The 18,925-nt window shown below is 65.3% G+C and carries 13 protein-coding genes; 11 read left to right on the top strand and 2 right to left on the bottom strand.

Annotation, left to right across the window (positions count from 1 at the left end; all coding sequences use genetic code 11):
* Positions 1-93: 93 nt before the first annotated feature.
* Positions 94-918, bottom strand: a complete 825-nt coding sequence (locus ACYOEI_RS18730; RefSeq protein WP_462851071.1) for a hypothetical protein — start codon at positions 916-918, stop codon at positions 94-96.
* A gap of 95 nt (positions 919-1,013) precedes the next feature.
* Here ACYOEI_RS18730 and ACYOEI_RS18735 point away from each other — a divergent pair, with 95 nt between their 5' ends.
* On the top strand, positions 1,014-3,836 hold the full coding sequence (locus ACYOEI_RS18735) for a tetratricopeptide repeat protein (RefSeq protein ID WP_462851072.1): 2,823 nt from the start codon (positions 1,014-1,016) through the stop codon (positions 3,834-3,836).
* Positions 3,837-3,891: 55 nt separating this feature from the next.
* Positions 3,892-4,137, top strand: coding sequence for a DUF1653 domain-containing protein (locus ACYOEI_RS18740; protein ID WP_462851073.1), 246 nt, complete (start codon positions 3,892-3,894; stop codon positions 4,135-4,137).
* A gap of 448 nt (positions 4,138-4,585) precedes the next feature.
* Here ACYOEI_RS18740 and ACYOEI_RS18745 read toward each other — a convergent pair whose 3' ends face one another.
* On the bottom strand, positions 4,586-7,510 hold the full coding sequence (locus ACYOEI_RS18745; RefSeq protein ID WP_462851074.1) for a sigma-70 family RNA polymerase sigma factor: 2,925 nt from the start codon (positions 7,508-7,510) through the stop codon (positions 4,586-4,588).
* Positions 7,511-7,814: 304 nt separating this feature from the next.
* Between ACYOEI_RS18745 and ACYOEI_RS18750 the strand changes: the two genes are divergently transcribed.
* From ACYOEI_RS18750 to ACYOEI_RS18790, 9 genes are all read left to right on the top strand, one after another.
* Positions 7,815-8,177 carry an RNA-binding regulator gene (locus ACYOEI_RS18750; protein WP_462851075.1) on the top strand — a complete coding sequence of 121 codons (363 nt, stop codon included), beginning with the start codon at positions 7,815-7,817 and terminating at the stop codon, positions 8,175-8,177.
* Positions 8,178-8,459: 282 nt separating this feature from the next.
* Entirely contained in the window at positions 8,460-8,798 is a 339-nt protein-coding gene (locus ACYOEI_RS18755) for a hypothetical protein (RefSeq protein WP_462851076.1), read from the top strand.
* Positions 8,799-8,896: 98 nt separating this feature from the next.
* Positions 8,897-9,133 carry a hypothetical protein gene (locus tag ACYOEI_RS18760; protein WP_462851077.1) on the top strand — a complete coding sequence of 79 codons (237 nt, stop codon included), beginning with the start codon at positions 8,897-8,899 and terminating at the stop codon, positions 9,131-9,133.
* Between the two features lie 289 nt (positions 9,134-9,422).
* Positions 9,423-10,145 (top strand): PAQR family membrane homeostasis protein TrhA, encoded by a 723-nt coding sequence (gene trhA / locus ACYOEI_RS18765; RefSeq protein ID WP_462851078.1) that lies wholly within the window; start codon positions 9,423-9,425, stop codon positions 10,143-10,145.
* Positions 10,146-10,368: 223 nt separating this feature from the next.
* The gene (locus ACYOEI_RS18770) at positions 10,369-10,950 is read left to right on the top strand and encodes a TetR/AcrR family transcriptional regulator (protein WP_462851079.1); all 582 of its coding nucleotides are present in this window, start codon (positions 10,369-10,371) and stop codon (positions 10,948-10,950) included.
* Between the two features lie 411 nt (positions 10,951-11,361).
* The gene (locus ACYOEI_RS18775) at positions 11,362-12,342 is read left to right on the top strand and encodes an alpha/beta fold hydrolase (protein ID WP_462851080.1); all 981 of its coding nucleotides are present in this window, start codon (positions 11,362-11,364) and stop codon (positions 12,340-12,342) included.
* Between the two features lie 169 nt (positions 12,343-12,511).
* Positions 12,512-14,692 carry a mucoidy inhibitor MuiA family protein gene (locus tag ACYOEI_RS18780; protein WP_462851081.1) on the top strand — a complete coding sequence of 727 codons (2,181 nt, stop codon included), beginning with the start codon at positions 12,512-12,514 and terminating at the stop codon, positions 14,690-14,692.
* 449 nt (positions 14,693-15,141) lie between these two features.
* A complete protein-coding gene (locus ACYOEI_RS18785; RefSeq protein ID WP_462851082.1) occupies positions 15,142-17,802 on the top strand; it encodes a serine/threonine-protein kinase in 2,661 nt (886 codons plus the stop codon).
* 124 nt (positions 17,803-17,926) lie between these two features.
* Positions 17,927-18,916 carry a hypothetical protein gene (locus ACYOEI_RS18790; RefSeq protein ID WP_462851083.1) on the top strand — a complete coding sequence of 330 codons (990 nt, stop codon included), beginning with the start codon at positions 17,927-17,929 and terminating at the stop codon, positions 18,914-18,916.
* The last annotated feature ends 9 nt before the right edge of the window (positions 18,917-18,925 follow it).

The following is an 18,925-nucleotide window of genomic DNA, read 5'->3' on the forward strand; positions in this document are numbered from 1 at the left end:
CACGTTCCCAGCAATCGCTTCAAGATAAACGTGTCCGTCGAAAAGAGTCAATCGCCGGACGATTACGGGGACACGTTCCCGATCAGGTTGACATCAAGATGAGGTCGACCGTCCCGCATCCCGGTCGCGGCGATACCAGCTCCAGAGCAGGCGGTGGGTCGAATAATCCAGCAGCGCCTGCGAGCTGGCGAAGAGGTACTCGCCGGTTTCTCGGCGCTCGAGGAGCGACCGGGTGGAGGGGGCGATGTAGGCATCGACGGCCCTGGCGCAAAGGTCGGCGACGAGGACGGGGAAATTCTCGGCGGCCGACGTGCTCAGGCGATTGCCGAGATAGGCGTAGTTCATCCGGTTCTCGACGACCCGGAAGGCGACGCGTGGGTCGCGTCGGACGATGATCACCTCGCCGACGGCGTCGCGGGGGATCCGCATGGCCCGTCCCTGTCGAGCGGGGAGCTTCGAGGGGCGGAGCGACAGGGCCTGGAGGCCCATCGTCAAGGCCGAGGTCCAGGTCGGCGGCTTGATCCCGCGGAACTCGTCCTCGGTGTCGATCTTGCCGGCGCAGACGAGCTCGATCCGGTCCCAGGGGGCCCAGTGGGTCGGCTCGCCCCGGAGCCCCTTGACGCGGAACCCCTCGGCCTCGCAGGCGGCGTCGTGGACGTTGCGTGGGGGGACGATGTCGGGGAACTGGTCGAGCCGCCACGCCTCGGCCGCCACACCGAACTCATACAGCCCGTCGAGCAGCGTCCGCGTCTCGGCCTCGGACAGGGGCTTCGGCCAGGTGCCCGGCACCTTGGCAATCCACTGCATCGCGTCGGTCGGGTGGATCCCCGTCACCTTGCAGAAGAGGTCGCGGACCCCCTGCGGGTCGTCCACCGACTCGAACACCACCAAACGATACTGGGGGCCGCTGTTGGACATCGCTCGACCTCGTCCGGAACCCACGACTTTGCCCGCGCCTCGGTGGTTCAATTCCTATACCACCTATGTTAGCGTGGGGAAAACAGGAGGTGGGTATGTTTCGCGCGATTTTGATCGGCTGGCTCGTGACCCTGGCCCCGGGCGCCTCCCCGCTCGACGAGGCCCGAAGGCTCTGGCAGAACGGCCGATACGCCGAGGCGCAAGAGGCCTACGAGTCGGTCCTCAAAGGGGCCGATGCGCTCGACGCCCCCTCCCGGACCCGCGCCGCCCTCGGCCTGGCCGACGCACTCGCGAGCCAGGGCGAGGGGGTGAAGGCCGTCGAGGGACTCCGCAAGGCCCTCGACGCACAGCCCGAGAACGCCGACCTTGCGGCCAAGCTCGCCGACCTCCGATTCGCGAAGGGGGACTGGAAAGACGCCGAGGACTTCGCACGACGGGCCCTCAAAACCTCCCCCGACCACATCCCGGCGCGCTGGGTCGAGGCCCGCCTGCTCGAGGCCAAGGGGGAGCACGACAAGGCCGTCCAGGCCTGGAAGTGGTTCGTCGACCGCTACAACGACCAGAACGCCGCGATCACCAAGGACGCCGAGGCCCTCCTCATCGTCGGGCAGGCCTCCGAACGCTACTACCGGGCCCTGGCCCGGGGCGACGAGTTGAGCGACTCGCTCAACGACGTCATCAACGAGATCTACGAAGGGGCCCTCCGGGCCGACCCACACTGCTGGCAAGCCCCCTGGCTCGAGGGACGGCTGTTCCTCTCAGGGACCAACGAAGCCTCGGCGATCAAGGAGCTGACGCGGGCCCTCCAGATCAACCCGAGGGCCGCCGAGGTCCTCGTCACCCTCGGCCAGGCCGACCTCCAGGGGTACAAGCTCGCCCCGGGGCGGACGAAGGCCGAGCGGGCCCTGGAGATCAACCCGACGTACGCCCCCGCCCAGGTCCTCCTCGCCGACCTGAACATCTCCGACGAGCGCTTCGCCGACGCCCTGACCGCCTCGAAGAAGGCCGTCGCCGAGAACCCTCGCGACGAGGACGCGCTCGCGAGACTAGCGGCGTCGTGCCGGCTCCTGGTCGACCCCGTCGGGGCGACGGCCGCCGAGGCGATCGCCCTGGCCAGCAACCCCCGCCCGGCCACCTTCTACGCCGCCCTGGCCGAACGCCTCTCCGACCGCCGGAAGTACCACGCGGCCGAGCGGGCCTTCCTCCTCGCCATGACCGCCGACCCCAAGCGTGCCGACGCCCCGATCGGGCTCGGCATGCTCTACATGCAGATCGGCCGCGAGACCGAGGCCCGCGACCTCTTCAATGCCGCCTTCGCCGCCGACCCGTTCAACGTCCGCGCCGACAACATGATGAAAGTGCTCAAGCACATGGCCACCTATCGGCCCATCGAGACCGAGCACTACAGCGTCCTGGTCGACCCGGCGCAAGACCAACTCCTCGGCAAGTACATGGGCCGCTACCTCGAGTCGATCCACGGCGAGCTGACCTCGCGGTTCGGCTACAGCCCGCCGTCATTGACCAAAGTCGAGATCCTCAAGAACCACCAGTGGTTCAGCGGCCGGACCATCGGCCTGCCGTTCATCCCGACCGTCGGCGCCTGCACCGGCAAGGTCGTCGCGCTCGCCAGCCCCCGGGCCACCAACAAGCCGTTCAACTGGGCTCGCGTGCTTAAACACGAGATCGTCCACGTCATCACCTTGCAGCAGACCGAGTTCAACATCCCCCACTGGTACACCGAGGCCCTCGCCGTCGAGAGCGAGGACTTCCCTCGTCCGCAGGAGTGGAACAAGCTCCTGCTGGCGCGAGTCCCCTCCAGGAACGGCCTGCTGAACCTCGACACGATCAACCTCGGGTTCATCCGCCCCAAGGAGGCTGACGACCGCCAGATGGCCTACTGCCAGGCCCAACTCTACGCCCGGTACATGCTCAAGCGGTTCGGCCCCGACGCCCTGATCAAGATGCTCGCCGCCTACCGGCGTGGGCTGACCACCGACCGGGCGATCGACGCCTGCTTCCACGTCGCCAAGCCCGACTTCGAGACCGGCTACCTCGCCTACCTCGACGAGGTGATCAAGACCATCCGCACCCGCGTCAGCGAGGAGAAGCCGGTCAAGTTCTCGCAGCTCGAGCGGATGCTCAAGGAGAAGCCCGACGACCCCGACCTGAACGCGAAGATGGCCTACGAGCACTTCGCCCGCCGCGCCTACAAGGACGCCCGCCCCCTCGCCGACAAGGCCCTGAAGCTCAAGCCCCACCACCCCCTGGCGAGCTACGTGAAGGCGCAGATCCTGAACCGGGTCCTCGGCGACTCCGAGGCTGCCCTCGCCATCATCGAGCCGGCACTCGACCCCGAGAAGCCCAACGAGCGAGTCGTCGACCTCCTCGCCGAGCTCCAGTTGAAGGCCGGCAAACTGGACGAAGCCGAGCGGCTCTACGAGCTCGCCCGCAAGGACGACCCGGTGAACACCAAGTGGATCGCCGGCCTCGCCCGCGTCCACCTCCGCAAGAAGGACAACGCCAAGTTCCTGGCCGACCTCGCCATGATCGCCGACAACGACGCCGACGACCTCGACGTCCGCAAGGCCCTGGCCGAGCGCCACCTCGCCGCCAACCAGCCCGAGCAGGCCGAGAAGTGGGCCATGGAATGCCTCTATGTCAACGTCTACGACCCCGCCAACCACGCCTTCCTCGCCGACGCCCTCGCCGGCCGCAAGCAGTACCCCAAGGCCATCGAGGAATACCAGACCGCCCTCGAGCTCAAGATCAAGAAGCCCAACGACCTCAAGGTCCGCCTCGCCAAGGCCCAGTCCGAAAACCAGCAGCGCGACGCCGCCAAGGCCACCCTCGACACCATCCTCAAAGAAGACCCCGAGCACCCCGAAGCCCTGGCCCTTCGCAAGCAACTCGGCGAGTAATCCCCGGCCCGACAGCCAAACGCCTCGCCCCCTCGTCGATTTCCGGAGGAGCCCCGTGCCCGACCGAACGGCCCACCCCGGCCGGACCTACCGCCACTTCAAGGGCGGACTCTACCGCGTCCTCTTCGAAGCCAAACACTCCGAGACCGACGAGCCCCTCGTCGTCTACGAGGCCCTCCCCGATCGCGGCTACTTCGTCCGCCCCCTGGCCATGTTCCTCGACCACGTCGATCGCGACGGATACCAGGGGCCTCGATTTGTCGAGATTTTCGACCCATTTCCCTCAAGTCATGATCGTTAAATTTCTCATCCCCGCGGTCTCCGCCACTTACTACCCATAACTTCACAACAATGGATTTCTCGTTCCCACGGTCCCTGTGGGAATGCCGTCTTCGACGCTCCGCGTCTTCCCGGTCGACCTTGGAAAGCCCCCGACGGAGAAGCTTTCATCCGACCCGAAGCGGCAGAATCGATCGACCGAATTCCTGATGTGATCTCGGGTTCGATCGCGACATCGGCAGATTCCGTTCGATGCGTTTCGAGCCAGCCGGGGCAGGTGACTTCCTCAGACGGCGAGACTTGGAGGTCCGTGTCACGGCACGCAGAGCGTGCAAGACGGCATTCCCACGGGGACCGTGGGAACGAGAGAAAATAACATCACATCTTACAATTAATTTTAACAGTATGACCAACGCGTCGTCGGCCCACAGAACGGGCCGACGGGCCGGCGATCCAGGAGACTCAAATCGTCAGGGCATCTTCGGCACATCCCAGACGAGCACCGTCGTATCACGCGAGCTGGAGATCAGGCTGCGGCCGTCGGGGGTGAAGACCAGCTTGCTCACGAAACCATCGTGGCCTCGGAGGACGAACCGCTCTCGACCGTCCGCCGTGTCGAACAACCTGATCACAGGTGACGCCTTGTCCTCCGTCATAGCGACGGCCAAGAGGGTCCCATCGGGCGAGAGGGCTGCGGAACCGAGGCTCGAGTCGGGCCGCTTGATTTCGAGACGATGGCGGCCGGTCGCCGCGTCGAGCAGGCGAAGAATCCCTACTCCCTGACCGATGTGTGTCCTGCCGTCGACCATCTCGGTCCTGGATGACACGTGCGTGGAGACCAGAAGAGTCTTGCTATCCTGTGAGAAGGCAAGGGTCCGCGCCCGCTCGTGGAATAAAGGCTTGCCGGTCTCGACGTCGACGACCGAGACCTCCGACCCCATCATTCCGGATACGGCGAGCGTCGTCCCGTCAGGGGAATACTGGGCCCTCTCCACCAGGTTTTCGCCGAACATCGGGTCCTTCTCGATCGACAGTTTGGGAGCTTCGGCGTCGAGCTCGCGCCCGGTCACCACCTCGAACCGTCGGGCCGAGCCGTCACGCCATAGGGTCAAAAGTGTCGCCCCATCCTTCGCAAACGTCAGGGCCGCGGGCGGCGTGGATCGGTTCGGGTTGGCCCACCACCGAAGTCGCCCGGTGGCAACGTCCCAGAGATGCACCCCGCGCCCGGGAGACCCGGCCCCTGTGGCCAGTGACCGCCCATCGGGCGAGAGGGCCAAGGCCCGGACCCACCCCGTGTGCCGCATGACCGATCGTTGCCGGCCGGTCGTGAGATCCCAGACGCGGGCCGTGCCGTCGTCGCTTCCCGTGATCAGAGTCTTCCCGCCATCGACGCAGAGCAACCGGGTCACGCTCTGTTCGTGAGCGTCAGGAAGGGCGAGACGATCGCGGCCGGTAGCGAGGTCCCAGAGATGAAGCACCATCTGGCTGTCGGAAGCAATCGTCTTGCCGTCGGGCGAGAAGGCGACGCGACAATACCAGCCCTGAGATGACTCGACCCTCTGCAGTTGACGTCCCGTGGCGGTTTCCCACACCGTCAAGACCGAGCCTCCAACACTGCTGCCCAGCGTCGCCAGCGACGATCCATCCGGGGAGAACGCCAGGCTGCCCTGATACGAGTTGCCCCCATCGAGCCGGCGCAGCTCACGACCGGAGACGGCATCCCAAAGGATAATCGTCGGCTCCTCGGCCGCGGAGGCGAGGATCTTTCCGTCGGGGGAATAGGCGAGAGCTCGGGTCGGGCGATCGTGCCCACTCAGGGCGCGGACCTCACCGCCGCGAGCCAGGTCGATGAGATGGATTCGGTTGTTGTTCCCGCTTCCATCGCGGCTGCACGCGGCGAGCGTCGCGCCATCGGGCGAGAACGCAAGGGCGTGGACATCAACCTGGCCGAGCTTGAGCTTGAGCCGTTCCTTCCCGGTATCGATGTCCCAGAGCCGCATGACGCCAGTGCCCCCCCCGGTCGCGAGGCGTTTCCCATCAGGTGACATCGCCAGCGACCAGATATCATCCGGCTCGTCGCCCCACTCGGCGTGCGCTAGACGCCGGCCCGTGGCGAAGTCGAAGACCTTCCATTCATGGAAGGTTTGACGTCGGGCGCGGTCGAAGGTGAAGCCGGCCGTCGCAACGGACTTGCCATCACGCGAGAGCACGACCGAGCGAAGGGCGCCCACGGCGGCGTCGATGTGCCTCGAGGGCCGTCCAGAGACCGGGTCGCGGATCACGATCGTCCCGTCCTCGGAACCGGAGATCAGGGCCTTGCCGTCTGGGGTGAAGGCGAGGTCGACGATGGTCGAACTTTGCCGGGCCTGCACGGTCCCCAATCGCAGCCGTACGCCCGGGGGGAGGGGGTCGCCATGACGGTCGAGACCAGGACGAGCGGGGGCCGCGGGGGCGGCCGCAACAGCGGGGCGTTTCTCCTTGTCGATCCCCGGAGCCGGACCCAGACCGTCCTTCGCGAATCGGGCACCGTACACCAGCCCGCCGACCGCCACCGCCGTGGTGAACCACATAGGAGCGACGGCGCGGAACCCGGCCGGAGCCAGTCCCCACCGGAGCCGTTGAAGCACCTTGGCCACGGTCGCCGAGATGCCCCAGACCATCGACCGACCGCAGGCAACGTGCAAGGCGGCCCGAGTCGTCGAAGCCACGAGGGTTTCCGGCATCGCCGCCTTTGTCTCGGCGGCCAGGGTCGCAACGACCAGACTGGCCGAAGGGGCCAGGCCGCGGTCGGACAGGCGGGCCCGGAGTTGGTCTCGGGCGCGGGCGCGACGGCTCTTGACCGTCCCGACGGGGCATCTCAGTTCGTGGGCCGCGCTTTCAAGGGTATGGCCCTCCAGGTCGCAGAGCACGACCACGACGCGGTAGGCCGCCGTCAGGCGGTCGATTTCCTCGTGCAGGATCGCCACGAGGTCGGCGTCGTCGATCGCTCGATGGTCGACGACCGAGGCTTCGACCGCCAAGGCGGCGACTTTGCCCTCGCGAACCCGGCGACGCATCTCGGCCTTGCGCGCATCTCGGGCGAGGCGACAGGCGACGCCGTGCAGCCAAGGGCCCAGCGAGTCGTGAACCCAGAGTTGCGAGGCTTTGCGAGCCAGGACGAGGAACGTGGCCTGAAAGGCATCCTGCGCCGCGTGCTCGTCGCGGAGGAGGCCCCGGCACGCGCGAAGGACCATCGGACCATGCCTCTGGACCAAGGCGGTGAACGCGGCCTCCGAGTCCTCGCCGGCCCGAGATGCGAAGCGGGACAGGAGTTGCCCGTCGGGCAGCCCGCCGATCGCCCCCGAAGCGAATAGGGTCCGGACGTCGCTGAGCATGACACTCTCCAGTCCAGGCATCCGTATTCTCCGCCAGTCGCAAATCACCGAAATGATTGTCTTCCCAACAGGTAATGGCCACGAACAGGCGTCGGGTTGCCGAGACTCGAAGAGATCGTCGCGATTTTCCTATACATCGTTTCCATTCTTTGCTACTCTTTTGTTGGTTGGTCTGTCGATCGAGCTGCACCGTCTGGCTCAAATTGAACCCGTCGCTGCTATCCTCCCTCGCCTCTCCCGCCCGACGGGCTCACCCCGAGCCTACCTTTCTTCTCGACCCGGAAAGCACCTTGCGGGTCGCCGCCATTTCGCCGCGGAGCCGAGTTTGTCCAAAAAACTGTATGTCGGGAACCTCACCTACAACGTCAGCGAAACCGATCTCGAGGCACTGTTCGCGCCTTTCGGGACGGTACAGAGCGCCCAAGTTATCGTCGATCGAGACACCAACCGCTCGAAGGGATTCGGCTTCGTGGAGATGGGCTCGGACGCCGAGGCGCAGGCGGCCATCCAAGCCCTCAACGGTCGTGACCACGACGGCCGGAATCTGACGGTCAACGAGGCCAAGCCCCGTGAAGCCCGCTCGGGCGGCGGCGGTGGTGGCGGCTACGGCGGTGGTGGCGGTGGCGGCGGCGGCCGTCGCACCGGTGGTGGTGGCTACGGTGGTGGTGGTGGCGGCGGTCGGTATTGATCGCTCGCCCCTCTTGATCATCGGTAGAGATTACGGGCATCGCAGGCCGTGCGCCTTCGATTCTCCTGCTGATGCCAAGTCGAGGATCCACGTCGTCGATCTCGCCGACGTGGTCCATCGCCCGCCGGCCTTTGAACATCGGATCCGGACGGGAGTTGTCGCCCGGGCCGTGCCGGGGCGGACGTTGCTCGTCCGCCATCGGCCCGTGCCCTCATGCGCCGATCCTGTTGAGGTGATGCCGGATGTTCTCGGCCGGACCCCACTACACATGAGAGCTCCCTGATGCACATCTACCCGGTCGATGAGCAGCAAATCGCCGACTTCGAACAGGGTCGTAGGTGTGAGACGGTTGTACCGTTGCCCTCCGACGCAACGCTCCAGGCCGGTGATACCATCCTGTTCGCCCACTCGACGTCCCGGCCGGGGCAGCCGCCAAACTACATCAGGGGGGGCGATTCCATCGTGATCTCGCTCACCGGAGTGACCGACCTCGAGTCGACCGATCCGGCCACCGGACGGGCGCTCGTCCAACTCTCGTGGAAGCCGCTCGGACGGCAGGAGCCGTCGGAGGACATGCACTCTCGGGCCGGGAAGTCCCGCCGCTCCCGTGGTGGTGAGTGACCGGAGACGGACCTCGGACAGCGAAAGGGCTCCGGCCCTCGTCGGGCCTGCGTCCTCGATACCAGGACCGGCGTGACCACACCCATGAGTCATCCTCGATGAATCCAAGGCATTACCACAACCCGGTCAACCCGCCCACAACGAGGGTGCGCTGCCCGGTCTGCCATGAGGTCGTCTACTCAACGGCGGGCATCCATCCGCAGTGTGCCGTCAAGCAGTCCGACCCGCCAAAGCCGAAGGAAAAGCCACCGAAGGCTCCCGTTCCCGGGCATCAGGATCCGCAAGTTCCCGAGCAAGCCGGGTCCAAGGTCGCCAGCTCGTCGGATTCCGACTAACGATCCCCCCTCGATTCACGCCACGCCGCGTTTCAACACCGTCCTCGAACGGCGAACTTCGGGGCCGGAGGCCGACCGAGCGAAGTCGGCTCGGACTATGGCAACGCCCGAGGGCAGGTAGGCAAATCGCTCGAGGCGGCCGGCCCGGATCCTGGCACCACCATGGCTTCGTCAGGGCAGGGCCGTCGGAAGGATCCTCCCCTGGATGGTCCGGCGATCTCGGAGACCCATCCTGCCAGGTCGTCTCGATCCCTCGACCCGTCATTCGTCGCTCTTCGGATGAGGCCAGGTGGACTTCTTCAATCTCCGTGAACCCGTAAGCTCCTGGACGCACTTCACCGGCCTGTTGATGGCCATACTCGGTATCGTCATCCTCTGGCGCCGGAGCGTCGGTCGCCGCGCGGGCAAGCGGCTGAGCCTGCTCGCCTTCGGCCTGTGCCTCGCCTTCTGCTATGCGGCCAGTACCCTCTACCATGGCCTCCACCTCCCTCCAGATCGGCTCGCCGTCTTCGACCGCCTGGACCGCATCGGGATCTTCCTCCTGATCGCCGGTAGTTACACACCGCTGGCCTGGTGCCTGCTGCGAGGCAGGTGGCAACGAACCACGTTGGTTACCGTCTGGCTCGTCGCCGCCGTCGCCTCAACCCTGCTGGCGCTGGGCCTGCCGCTGCCGACACCCCTGGGCACCGCGGTGTACCTGGCGATGGGTTGGGGTAGCATCGCCTGCTACGCCGAACTGGCTCGGGTCGTGTCGCACCGCGACTTGCGGCCGCTCGTCGTCGGTGGGCTGCTCTACAGCGTGGGGGCGGTGTTCAACCTACTCCGCTGGCCGGTCCTCCTGCCGGAACTCTTCGGGCCCCATGAGCTGTTCCACCTGTTTGTCCTGGCAGGCAGCCTGACCCACTTCTGGCTCATCCTCCGGGTCGTCGTACCGTTCGAGCACCGGCATGGCCTCGACCCGTCGAGGCAAAGCCGTCGGCGAATCTCTTCCTCGGCGATTTGCCCTCCCTGAGCCGTCTCGACGGTCTCCAAGCAAGCCGCATTGGGTTCCGACCGGCCCTTGGAATCAGATATCACGAGATCAGCCGGCCCCTTCCTCGTCCCGATCGATGTCGCCGCGTGGTTGAGAACACCCGCCCTAGCCGAGGGGGTTGAATCTCGAGATCGAAGTACGGCCTGGTGCCAGGTTGGTAATAATTCTTGACTCTATACAGACCTGTCTGTAATATTGCGGCATGGGACGCACCAAGACGATATCCGATGCCAAGCAGCGCATCCTCGACACCGCCGACCGTCTGTTCTACGCCGAGGGGACGCGGGCCGTCGGAATCGACCGGATCATCGCCGAGTCCGGGGTCGCCAAGATGACCTTGTACTCGCACTTCCGGTCCAAAGACGACCTCATCCTGGCCGTCCTCCTGTTTCGGGAAGTGCAATTCACGGCGTGGTTCACCGAGGCGATCGAGAGGAACGCCCAGGCCGAAGGCGGGCGGATCGGCACTCTCTTCGGGGCGCTCAAGGAATGGTTCGAGACGCCGACGTTCCGGGGATGCGCCTTCATCAACGCCTCGGTCGAACTGGCCGACCCGGCCCACCCCGGCTTCGCCTTCGCTCGACAACACAAACAGCGGTTCCGTGCATTCCTCGCCGGGTTCATCGAGGAATCGCTGGGCAGGGCAGCGGCGCAATTCGCCCCGGCCGTGGCCATGCTGATCGAAGGAGCGATCGTCACCGCCGTGCTCCAGGGCTCGTCCGAACCGGCCGACGTGGCCCGAGACGCCGCCCTAAGGCTGGTATCCGAATCCACGGACAGGTGACCGCCACCGGGGAGAAAAGCGAGGAATTTTTTAGCCCCTGATGAAACACGGATAAGCCGAAGAAGGAAGAAAATCAACAGACAACACAAACCGACACACATAGAAAATTCGTCACATTATGTTTTTTTATTATTTTCCAATCTGTGCCCATCTGCGTCATCCGTTGATAAATTCTCCGATCCCTTGATTTATCCGTGTTCCATCCGTGTTCCATCCGTGGCTAAAAGATTCTCGTCTTCCGTCCGTGGCAGTTTCTCGCACGACGTTGCGTCGTTGCATTTTTTTTGGGACCGCAAACATACAGACCTTTCTGTATTTTTCCCGATCGTGGCCACCTCACCAAACCAACTCCGCCAACGTGGCGGGAGGGTGGGATCGGACGACTCGGGCCGAACGCGAGGAGACGTTGTGATGGGTGTCTACAAGGCCGCAATGATCGTGACGGCGATGGTCGTGGCCACGGCGGGCACGAGCCCCTCGAGGGCCGACGATCGGCCGACTCCGACGTCACCAACCCAGGTGCTCCACCGCACCGTGAAGGTCAACGGGCTGGATCTCTTCTATCGGGAGGCGGGGCCGAAGGACGCCCCGACGCTCCTGCTGCTGCACGGCTTCCCGACATCGTCGCATATGTTCCGCAACCTCATCCCGGCCCTGGCCGACCGATTCCACGTCGTCGCCCCCGACTATCCCGGCTTCGGTAACAGCTCGGCTCCATCAATCGACAAATTTGAATACACTTTCGACAACCTGGCCGGTGTCATCGACGCCTTCGTCGAGAAGGTCGGCCTGTCCAGCTATGCCCTCTACGTGCAGGATTACGGGGCCCCGGTCGGCTACCGACTGGCGGCGAAGCACCCCGAGCGTGTCACAGCCCTGATCGTCCAGAACGGCAACGCGTACGACGAAGGGATCGCCAACGACTTCTGGGTGCCGGTCAAGGCATACTGGAAAGACCGGACCGACGCGAACGCCGCCCCCTTGCGGAAGTTCGTGAGCCTCGAGGCGACGAAGTGGCAGTACCTCAACGGCGTCCGCAACCCCGAGGCGATCAGCCCGGACAACTGGAACGTGGACCAGCCGCTCCTGGACCGCCCCGGCAACGCCGAGATCCAACTGGCCCTGCTGTTCAGCTACGGGTCGAACCCGACGCGCTATCCCGAGTGGCAGGCCTACTTCCGCAAGCACCAGCCCCCGACGCTGATCGTCTGGGGCAAGAACGACGCGATTTTCCCGGCCGCAGGGGCACACCCCTACCGCCGAGACCTCAAGGATGTGGACTTCCACCTGCTCGACACGGGCCACTTCGCCCTGGAAGAAGACGGGGAGACGATCGCCCGGCTGATCCGGGACTTCCTGGCGAAGCGAGTGGACTCCCCGAGAAACCGTTGATGTCGTCGGGGGCCGGGCCTCGGTGCGAAAAGACCGAGGCCCGCCTTGCCCCATCCGAATAAACACGTCGCACGGCTCGTCAAGCAGGACACGGATTGATCAAGGACTCGAACGCTCGCGGGCTTCGTCCGATTCCCACAGACTCTTTCTTCTGGAGAGAGGACGAAGTATGACCGCCTCCCTTTGGCTGGTGGCTGGCCTGGCCTGCGCGCAGGCCGGACCGGATCCGAAATCGACGCCCGTTAGTCCTGTGACCGAGAACGTCAAAGCCGCAGCCGAGTCCTCGTCCCGGCCTTCGGCGAACAGCAAAGTCGTCGCGGTGACCATCTACCAGGGCCAGGCCCTGGTGACTCGCGCGGTGGATGTTCCCGAAGGGGAGGGAACCGTCGAGCTGGTCGTCACGCCTCTCCCACCTCAGGTCGTCGAGACCTCGCTCTTCACCGAGGGGGCCGACGGTCTTCGCGTGCTCAGCACGCAGTTCCGGACCCGGGCAGTCAAACATGACACCCGGCGGGAGGTGCGGGCCAAAGAGGACCAGATCAAGACACTCCACCTCGATGCCGAGCGGCTCCAAAAGGAGCTCGACGTCCGACGAAAGGACCTGCTGTACCTCGAGAAGCTCGAAGGGTTCACGGGCTCGGCACTCACGGGCCTGACCGAGAAGGGCCGGCTCGATAGCGAGGCCATCCTCTCGCTCAGCCAGTTCGTCTTTGAACATCGCGACGAGATGGCGAAGGCCGAGGTCGACCTCCAGCAGAAGCTCCAGGCCAACACCGAGGCGGTCGAGTTCGCCGAGAGGCAACTCAACGAGTTGTCGGCCGGATCGAGCCGGACCGAACGCGACGCCGTGATCGTGGTACAGAAGGCGCGGCGAGAGGCGGGCACGGTCCGGCTAGGCTACCTCGTCAACTCCTCGACCTGGACGCCGAAGTATCGCTTTCGGGCCGGGGCCGACAACGCCCCCGTCCGTGTCGATTACCTCGCCGAGGTGTCCCAGCAGTCGGGCGAGCCCTGGACCGACGTCCGGCTCACCCTCTCCACCGCCCGCCCCACGCTCGACGCCGCCCCACCCGAGCTCCTCCCTCTCAAGATGGCCATCGCGAATGCCACATCCCCCCAACCGGCCGACGCGAAAGACGAGGGGTCACAGCACATCATCGCCGTGTTGGAAAGCCCAATCGACATGAAATTTCCGAATGACACGCCGCTCGAAGACGTGATCAAATATATCCGTTCCGTCACTTCGAGCCAGTCCTTTCCCGAAGGGATCCCGATCTATGTCGACCCCATCGGGTTGCAGGAGGCGGAGAAGACCATGACGTCGCCCATGAGCATCGACCTGGCGCGAGTCCCACTGAAGACCTCGTTCGACCTGGCCCTCGGGCAGCTCGGCCTGACCTATCGGGTCAAGGGGGGCGTCGTCAAGGTGATCTCCATGTCTCAGGCCGATGAGACGGACGGCGAGGAACACGAGTCCCCGATCCTCCGTCGGCGCCGGCGAGAGTCCGTGTCAGAGCTCGAACCGGGCGCGGCGGGCGAAACCCTCAACTACCTGGCCGCCGACGACCAGTCTCAGGAGTTGCGCGTCGGAGACGGTCCAAACTCGGGCCCGGCCTCGGACGAGCGGGACACCCCCAGCGTCACCTATCCCATCGGAGACCACCTCGGCATCCCGTCGCGTCAGGATCCGCAGTCGCTCGAGGTCGCCCGATTTGAGCTGCCGGCCGAGTTCTACGCACAGGCCGCCCCTGTATTAACCCCTCGGGTCTATCGCCTGGCCAAGCTGACGAATACCAGCGAGTTCGTGCTCCTGCCCGGCGAGGCCACGATCTACTCAGGCGGCGACTTCCTCGGCCGGATGCGGCTCCCCCTCGTGGCCGCCGGCGAGCCCTTCATCGCCGGCTTCGGGGTCGATCCCCAACTCCAGGTCAGCCGAAGGCTCCTCAACAAGACCCGGATCATCCAGGGCGGGAACCAGATCCTCACCTATGAGTTCCGGATCGCGCTCCGGAATTACCGCCCAGCGCCGGTCAAGGTGCGACTCTGGGATCGACTCCCCAAGCCCCAGGGCGAGTCGGCCGCCGTCAACCTGGTCCGTACATCGACACCGCTGAGCACCGACGCGATCTACGGGCGTAGCGGCCGGATGGACAACCTGTTGCGCTGGGACATCGACGTCCCGCAAGGGGCCATCGGCGACAAGATGATCGACGTGAACTACGAGTTCCGGCTCGAGTATGCCCGCGACCTCCCTCCTCCCAAGTTCCTCTCCGGAAGCCTGAAAGAAGAGCCCATCGGCGGAGGTGGGATGGGCGGCATGGGAGGGATGGGCGGCGCCGGATTCCGATGAATGTCTGATCCGAGACCCGGCGTCCCGCAATGAACCGGGTTTCGTGTTAAGCCCTGACATTCTCAGGCGTGAAAGTTCGACAAAGCGTTGCGTCCCCGGGCCGATGCGCCTGCCGCGTGGCGGAGGGCCGAACCACCGGCTGGCGAACGGCCTTGGGCGATTCGTCTGTCGTCCCCGACGTCGTCCATCTGTGGGATCCAGAGTCGGAAACGTCGAATTTTGTCATTTTCTCCTTCACGACATTCGGTTGGGATCGTTAGTATACATCCTCGAGACAGGGATGCGATAAAGTCATGTACCAGTCGCCTTCGCACCTCGAGGGAATCCTCCTCGAGAACGGTGGACGTGCAGCGGCTCCGGACCACCCCCCATCGATCGACGGCTCGTCCGCGCAGGTACGCCCCTCTTCGTAGGTTAGATCTCACGCCCCGTGATCAAGGGAGCCGCCGATGGCAATCGAGACACCAGGTTGGATCGGGTCGGCCCTCGCGAACGGCAGGTACTTGATCACCGCGAAGCTGGGCGAAGGGGGGATGGGCTCGGTCTATCGCGCCCGGGACCAGAACATCGATGCGGACGTGGTGATCAAGGTCCCGCTCGCCTCGATGCTCAACGACCCCGAGTTTTCCCGGCGATTCAAGGACGAGATCCGCTCGCTCGTCAAATTATCGCACCCTTATATCGTCAAAATTTCCGACGTCGGCGACTGGGGCGGCCTGCCGTTCGCGGTGATGCAGTTCCTGCCCGGGCGGACCCTGGAAGACCGCCGCACGGCTGGTCCCGGCGGGAGCTTCGGCGCGGCCGACCCGAGGGAGGTGTCGAAGTGGGTCGGGGGGATCGCCTCGGCGCTCGACTACGTCCACTCCCAGGGGTTCGTCCACCGCGACGTCAAGCCGGGGAACATCCTCTTCGACGCCCAGGGGCACCCCTTCCTCGGCGACTTCGGCGTGGTCAAGGTCATGGCGTCCTCGGCCGACTCGAACGCGAAGACCCGGGCTTCGAGAACAGGTGCCGGGATGGTGGTCGGGACCGCCGAGTACATGGCCCCCGAGCTCATCATGGGGGAAGCGTTCGACGGCCGGGTCGACCAGTACGCCCTGGCCGTGACGGTCTTCGAGATGCTCAGCGGCCGTCGGCCTTTCGAGGACGACGTCACGACCAAGGTCCTCGTGCTCCACACGACCAGGCCGTCCCCGGCCTTGAACGAGCTCTGCTCCTGGATCCCCGCCCCCCTCTCGCAAGCCGTGCTCAAGGGCCTGGCGAAGGATCCGAAGGACCGATACGGGAGCTGCGTCGCCCTCGCGAACGCCATCAACGCCGCGATCGGAGCAGGGTTCGCCGGCCAACCGGAGCGAACCCGGTTCCGTTGCCCGGCGTGCGAGAAGAGTCACGCGATTTCCCCTCCGGATTACGAGAAGCTCCGGCGCTCGGGTCGGAGCCTGCCCTGCCGCGCGTGCAAGGCCCCGATCAGCATTCCCCGTGACGACCTCACCACCGCCGCCCCAGCCCCCTCGGGTCAGGATCTACCGACCGTCGAGTCGGGCTCCTTCGGAGCGATTCGCCTTTCCGACGAATACCCGGTCGCCCCCGCGGCCCCCCGTTCGTCGGGGACGATGGTCGAGCAGCCGGGAGTCAAACGGCCCGCCGCCACGATGGTCGAGCAACCCGCGGTCAAACGACCCGCGGCGACGATGGTCGAACAGCCCGGTATCACGCGGCCCGGCGCCACGATGGTCGAACAACCCGGCATCAGACGGCCTGCCGCCACGATGGTCGAGCAACCCGGGCTGGGCCGCGGCTCAGGCCGGGCGAATGAAGAACTTCCGACGTTCATCGACCTCGGCGGCTCGGTCCATCCGGCGGCGAAGGAGGGGGCGTCGTCCTTCCCCTGGATCGCCGTTGCCGGATCGGTCGCGGGCTCGGTTGTGGTCCTGGGCGTGGGGATCTTCCTGTTCATGGGCAAGGGCGGCGAGAAGGTCGACGCGAAGGCTCCGCCGGCCATCCCGCCGATCGCGGCCGCCCCGCGCCTCCCGACGAAACCCGAAACCTCGCCCCTCCCGAAACCGATGCCACCTCGCCCGCCGGCCGGCGCAACCCCGGAGGCGGAGCCGAAACCGGCCGACGAGCCGACGAGCGCCGAGCTCGTCGCCAACGGGTCGCCCGCAACGGCCCCGGAAGCTCAGGACAGCCCCGCTCCGGCCCCGGACGAGGGGAATGCCCAGACACCCGCTCCCATCAACGCGATGAAGGGCGACCCGCGCAAGGAGTTCGGGAGGCCGATCGCGGAGTTGGCCAAGGCGATCCTCCCTTCCCCCGGCGGGTTGCCTCCCGGCCCAGCGACGGGTCGGCTCGCCGGGCCGGCAACGGCCGGCATCCCGATGCCTCCCTTGAAACCGGCCAAGGGCATCACTCCCCTGGATAAGGTGATCAAATCGCCGCAGTCGTTCGCCAATCAGAAGGTCGTCCTGAGCCAGTCCTATTGCATCAGCAACGCCGTCTCACGCCAACCCGACGGGACGTTCCTCCTCCCCATCTGCGAGGGGAGGCTGGATCTTCAATACCGCAACAATCAACCGCAGATCGTCACCCAGCGGTCCAAGTCTTTCGTGCTCGACCTGGACCCGGCGTTGGCGGAACACCTCATCCGCAGGGGCGCGGTACGCCAGACGACGGAGATGCCGACGTCCTCGCCGAACTGGGGTAACAACGTCGCGATCGTGACGCTCGGAATCACCCCCCGAGAGGGGTCGGCATCGAACGCGTTGTCGAGCCGGATCATCGGGTTCGAGTTCCTCACCAATATCGGCCCGAAGGTCGTGACCCTCGGAAACAACAAGAAGAGGCGCAGGATTGTCTACTCGACCCTGACCTTCTCGTCGGACCAAGGCGAAGCGAGCGGCGAGGGCAAGGCCGAGGACTGGGCACAGCCGGAGCGGGTGCAGCACATCGCCAACCAGTTCAAGGATCTGCTCGAAAGCCAGACACGTCAGATGAGCGACGCGCGTTGGAATGCGTTCGAGAACATGATGGGACGGATGGTCAACCAGGCCGTCCGGGACAACGCCCTCCCACCGGTCGAGATGCCGAAGCCGAAGCGGGTCTATCCGTGAGGGCAGGGGGCAGGGGCAGGGGCACCGCTTGTCCCGGACCTCACGTCGCGTAGAATCTCGGGGCGAGAGGGAACAGCTCCTCGGTCGATCACCGGGGGCCCTATTCCATACGAGGGTGACGACCGTGGATCCGACGGTTTCGAGAATCCTGGCCGGGCTGACCCTTTTCCTCCTGTCGGCGGAGTCCGCCTCGGCCCAGATGTTCATCTTCGGCGGAGGATCGACAGCCCAGGGGGATATCCTCAGAGGTCAGGGGATATTCCTCCAGGGTGCCGGCAGCTTCCTGTACAACGCGGCGGTCGCGGACTCGATCAACGTCGACACCTCGATCCGCTTGAATGAATACATCTGGAACGTCGCGAAGAACGAGAACCGAGAGAACGCGATCCATCGCGCCGAGAAGGCGGCCCGTCAGTTGGAAAACTATGAAGAGATCCTCAAACGGATCCGAGAGAATCCGACCGATAACGACCTCGAGAAGGGCGACGCCCTCAACGACGTGATGACGCAGTTGCTCAGCCCCCAGATCGCAGACTCGGCGTTCCGCATCCTCCCCGTCGACCTCCCCGGCGAGATGATCCGCGAAATCCCGTTCTTCTACGGGCCCAAGGACGCGACGTTCTCGATGCGTCGGCTCGCCAACAAGGGCAAGAACGCCTGGCCGGTCGGATTTCGGGACGCCGCGTTCGCCCGCGAACGCCGGCAGTACGAACGGGCGCTGGACGACGCCCTCGACCAGCAGCTCGACGGGAAGCTCTCGCACAACGCGATTCTCCAGGTCGAGCTCGCCGTGAAGGAACTGAGCTTGAAGCTCGACGAGGTGAATCCGCCGAGCCGGGATAAGGTCTACCTCGAGGCGAAGAACTACCTCAAGACGCTGACGGACGCGAAGGAGAACTTCAAGATCCACGACATCGAGAAGATGTTGGGCGAGATCGACCGATATTCGGGAACAAAGGTTCATGACCTCATGGTTTTCATGCAGAAATACAACCTCCGGTTCGGCGTCGCCGCGATCGGGGCGGAACGCGAGATGTATCCCAAGCTCTACGAGAAGATGAAGCAGCAGCTCGACCTCGTGTCCAGCTCGGGGAATGGTGGGCCCCAGCGTTGAGGGCCGACG

The organism is Singulisphaera rosea (assembly GCF_054877945.1).

Excerpts from the sequence above, each read along its gene's own strand:
- ACYOEI_RS18745 (WP_462851074.1), bottom strand. The coding sequence starts at position 7,510 with ATGCCTGGACTGGAGAGTGTCATGCTCAGCGACGTCCGGACCCTATTC.
- ACYOEI_RS18730 (WP_462851071.1), bottom strand. The coding sequence starts at position 918 with ATGTCCAACAGCGGCCCCCAGTATCGTTTGGTGGTGTTCGAGTCGGTG.
- ACYOEI_RS18785 (WP_462851082.1), top strand. The coding sequence starts at position 15,142 with ATGGCAATCGAGACACCAGGTTGGATCGGGTCGGCCCTCGCGAACGGC.
- ACYOEI_RS18775 (WP_462851080.1), top strand. The coding sequence starts at position 11,362 with ATGGGTGTCTACAAGGCCGCAATGATCGTGACGGCGATGGTCGTGGCC.
- ACYOEI_RS18770 (WP_462851079.1), top strand. The coding sequence starts at position 10,369 with ATGGGACGCACCAAGACGATATCCGATGCCAAGCAGCGCATCCTCGAC.
- ACYOEI_RS18735 (WP_462851072.1), top strand. The coding sequence starts at position 1,014 with ATGTTTCGCGCGATTTTGATCGGCTGGCTCGTGACCCTGGCCCCGGGC.
- ACYOEI_RS18760 (WP_462851077.1), top strand. The coding sequence starts at position 8,897 with ATGAATCCAAGGCATTACCACAACCCGGTCAACCCGCCCACAACGAGG.
- ACYOEI_RS18780 (WP_462851081.1), top strand. The coding sequence starts at position 12,512 with ATGACCGCCTCCCTTTGGCTGGTGGCTGGCCTGGCCTGCGCGCAGGCC.
- ACYOEI_RS18755 (WP_462851076.1), top strand. The coding sequence starts at position 8,460 with ATGCACATCTACCCGGTCGATGAGCAGCAAATCGCCGACTTCGAACAG.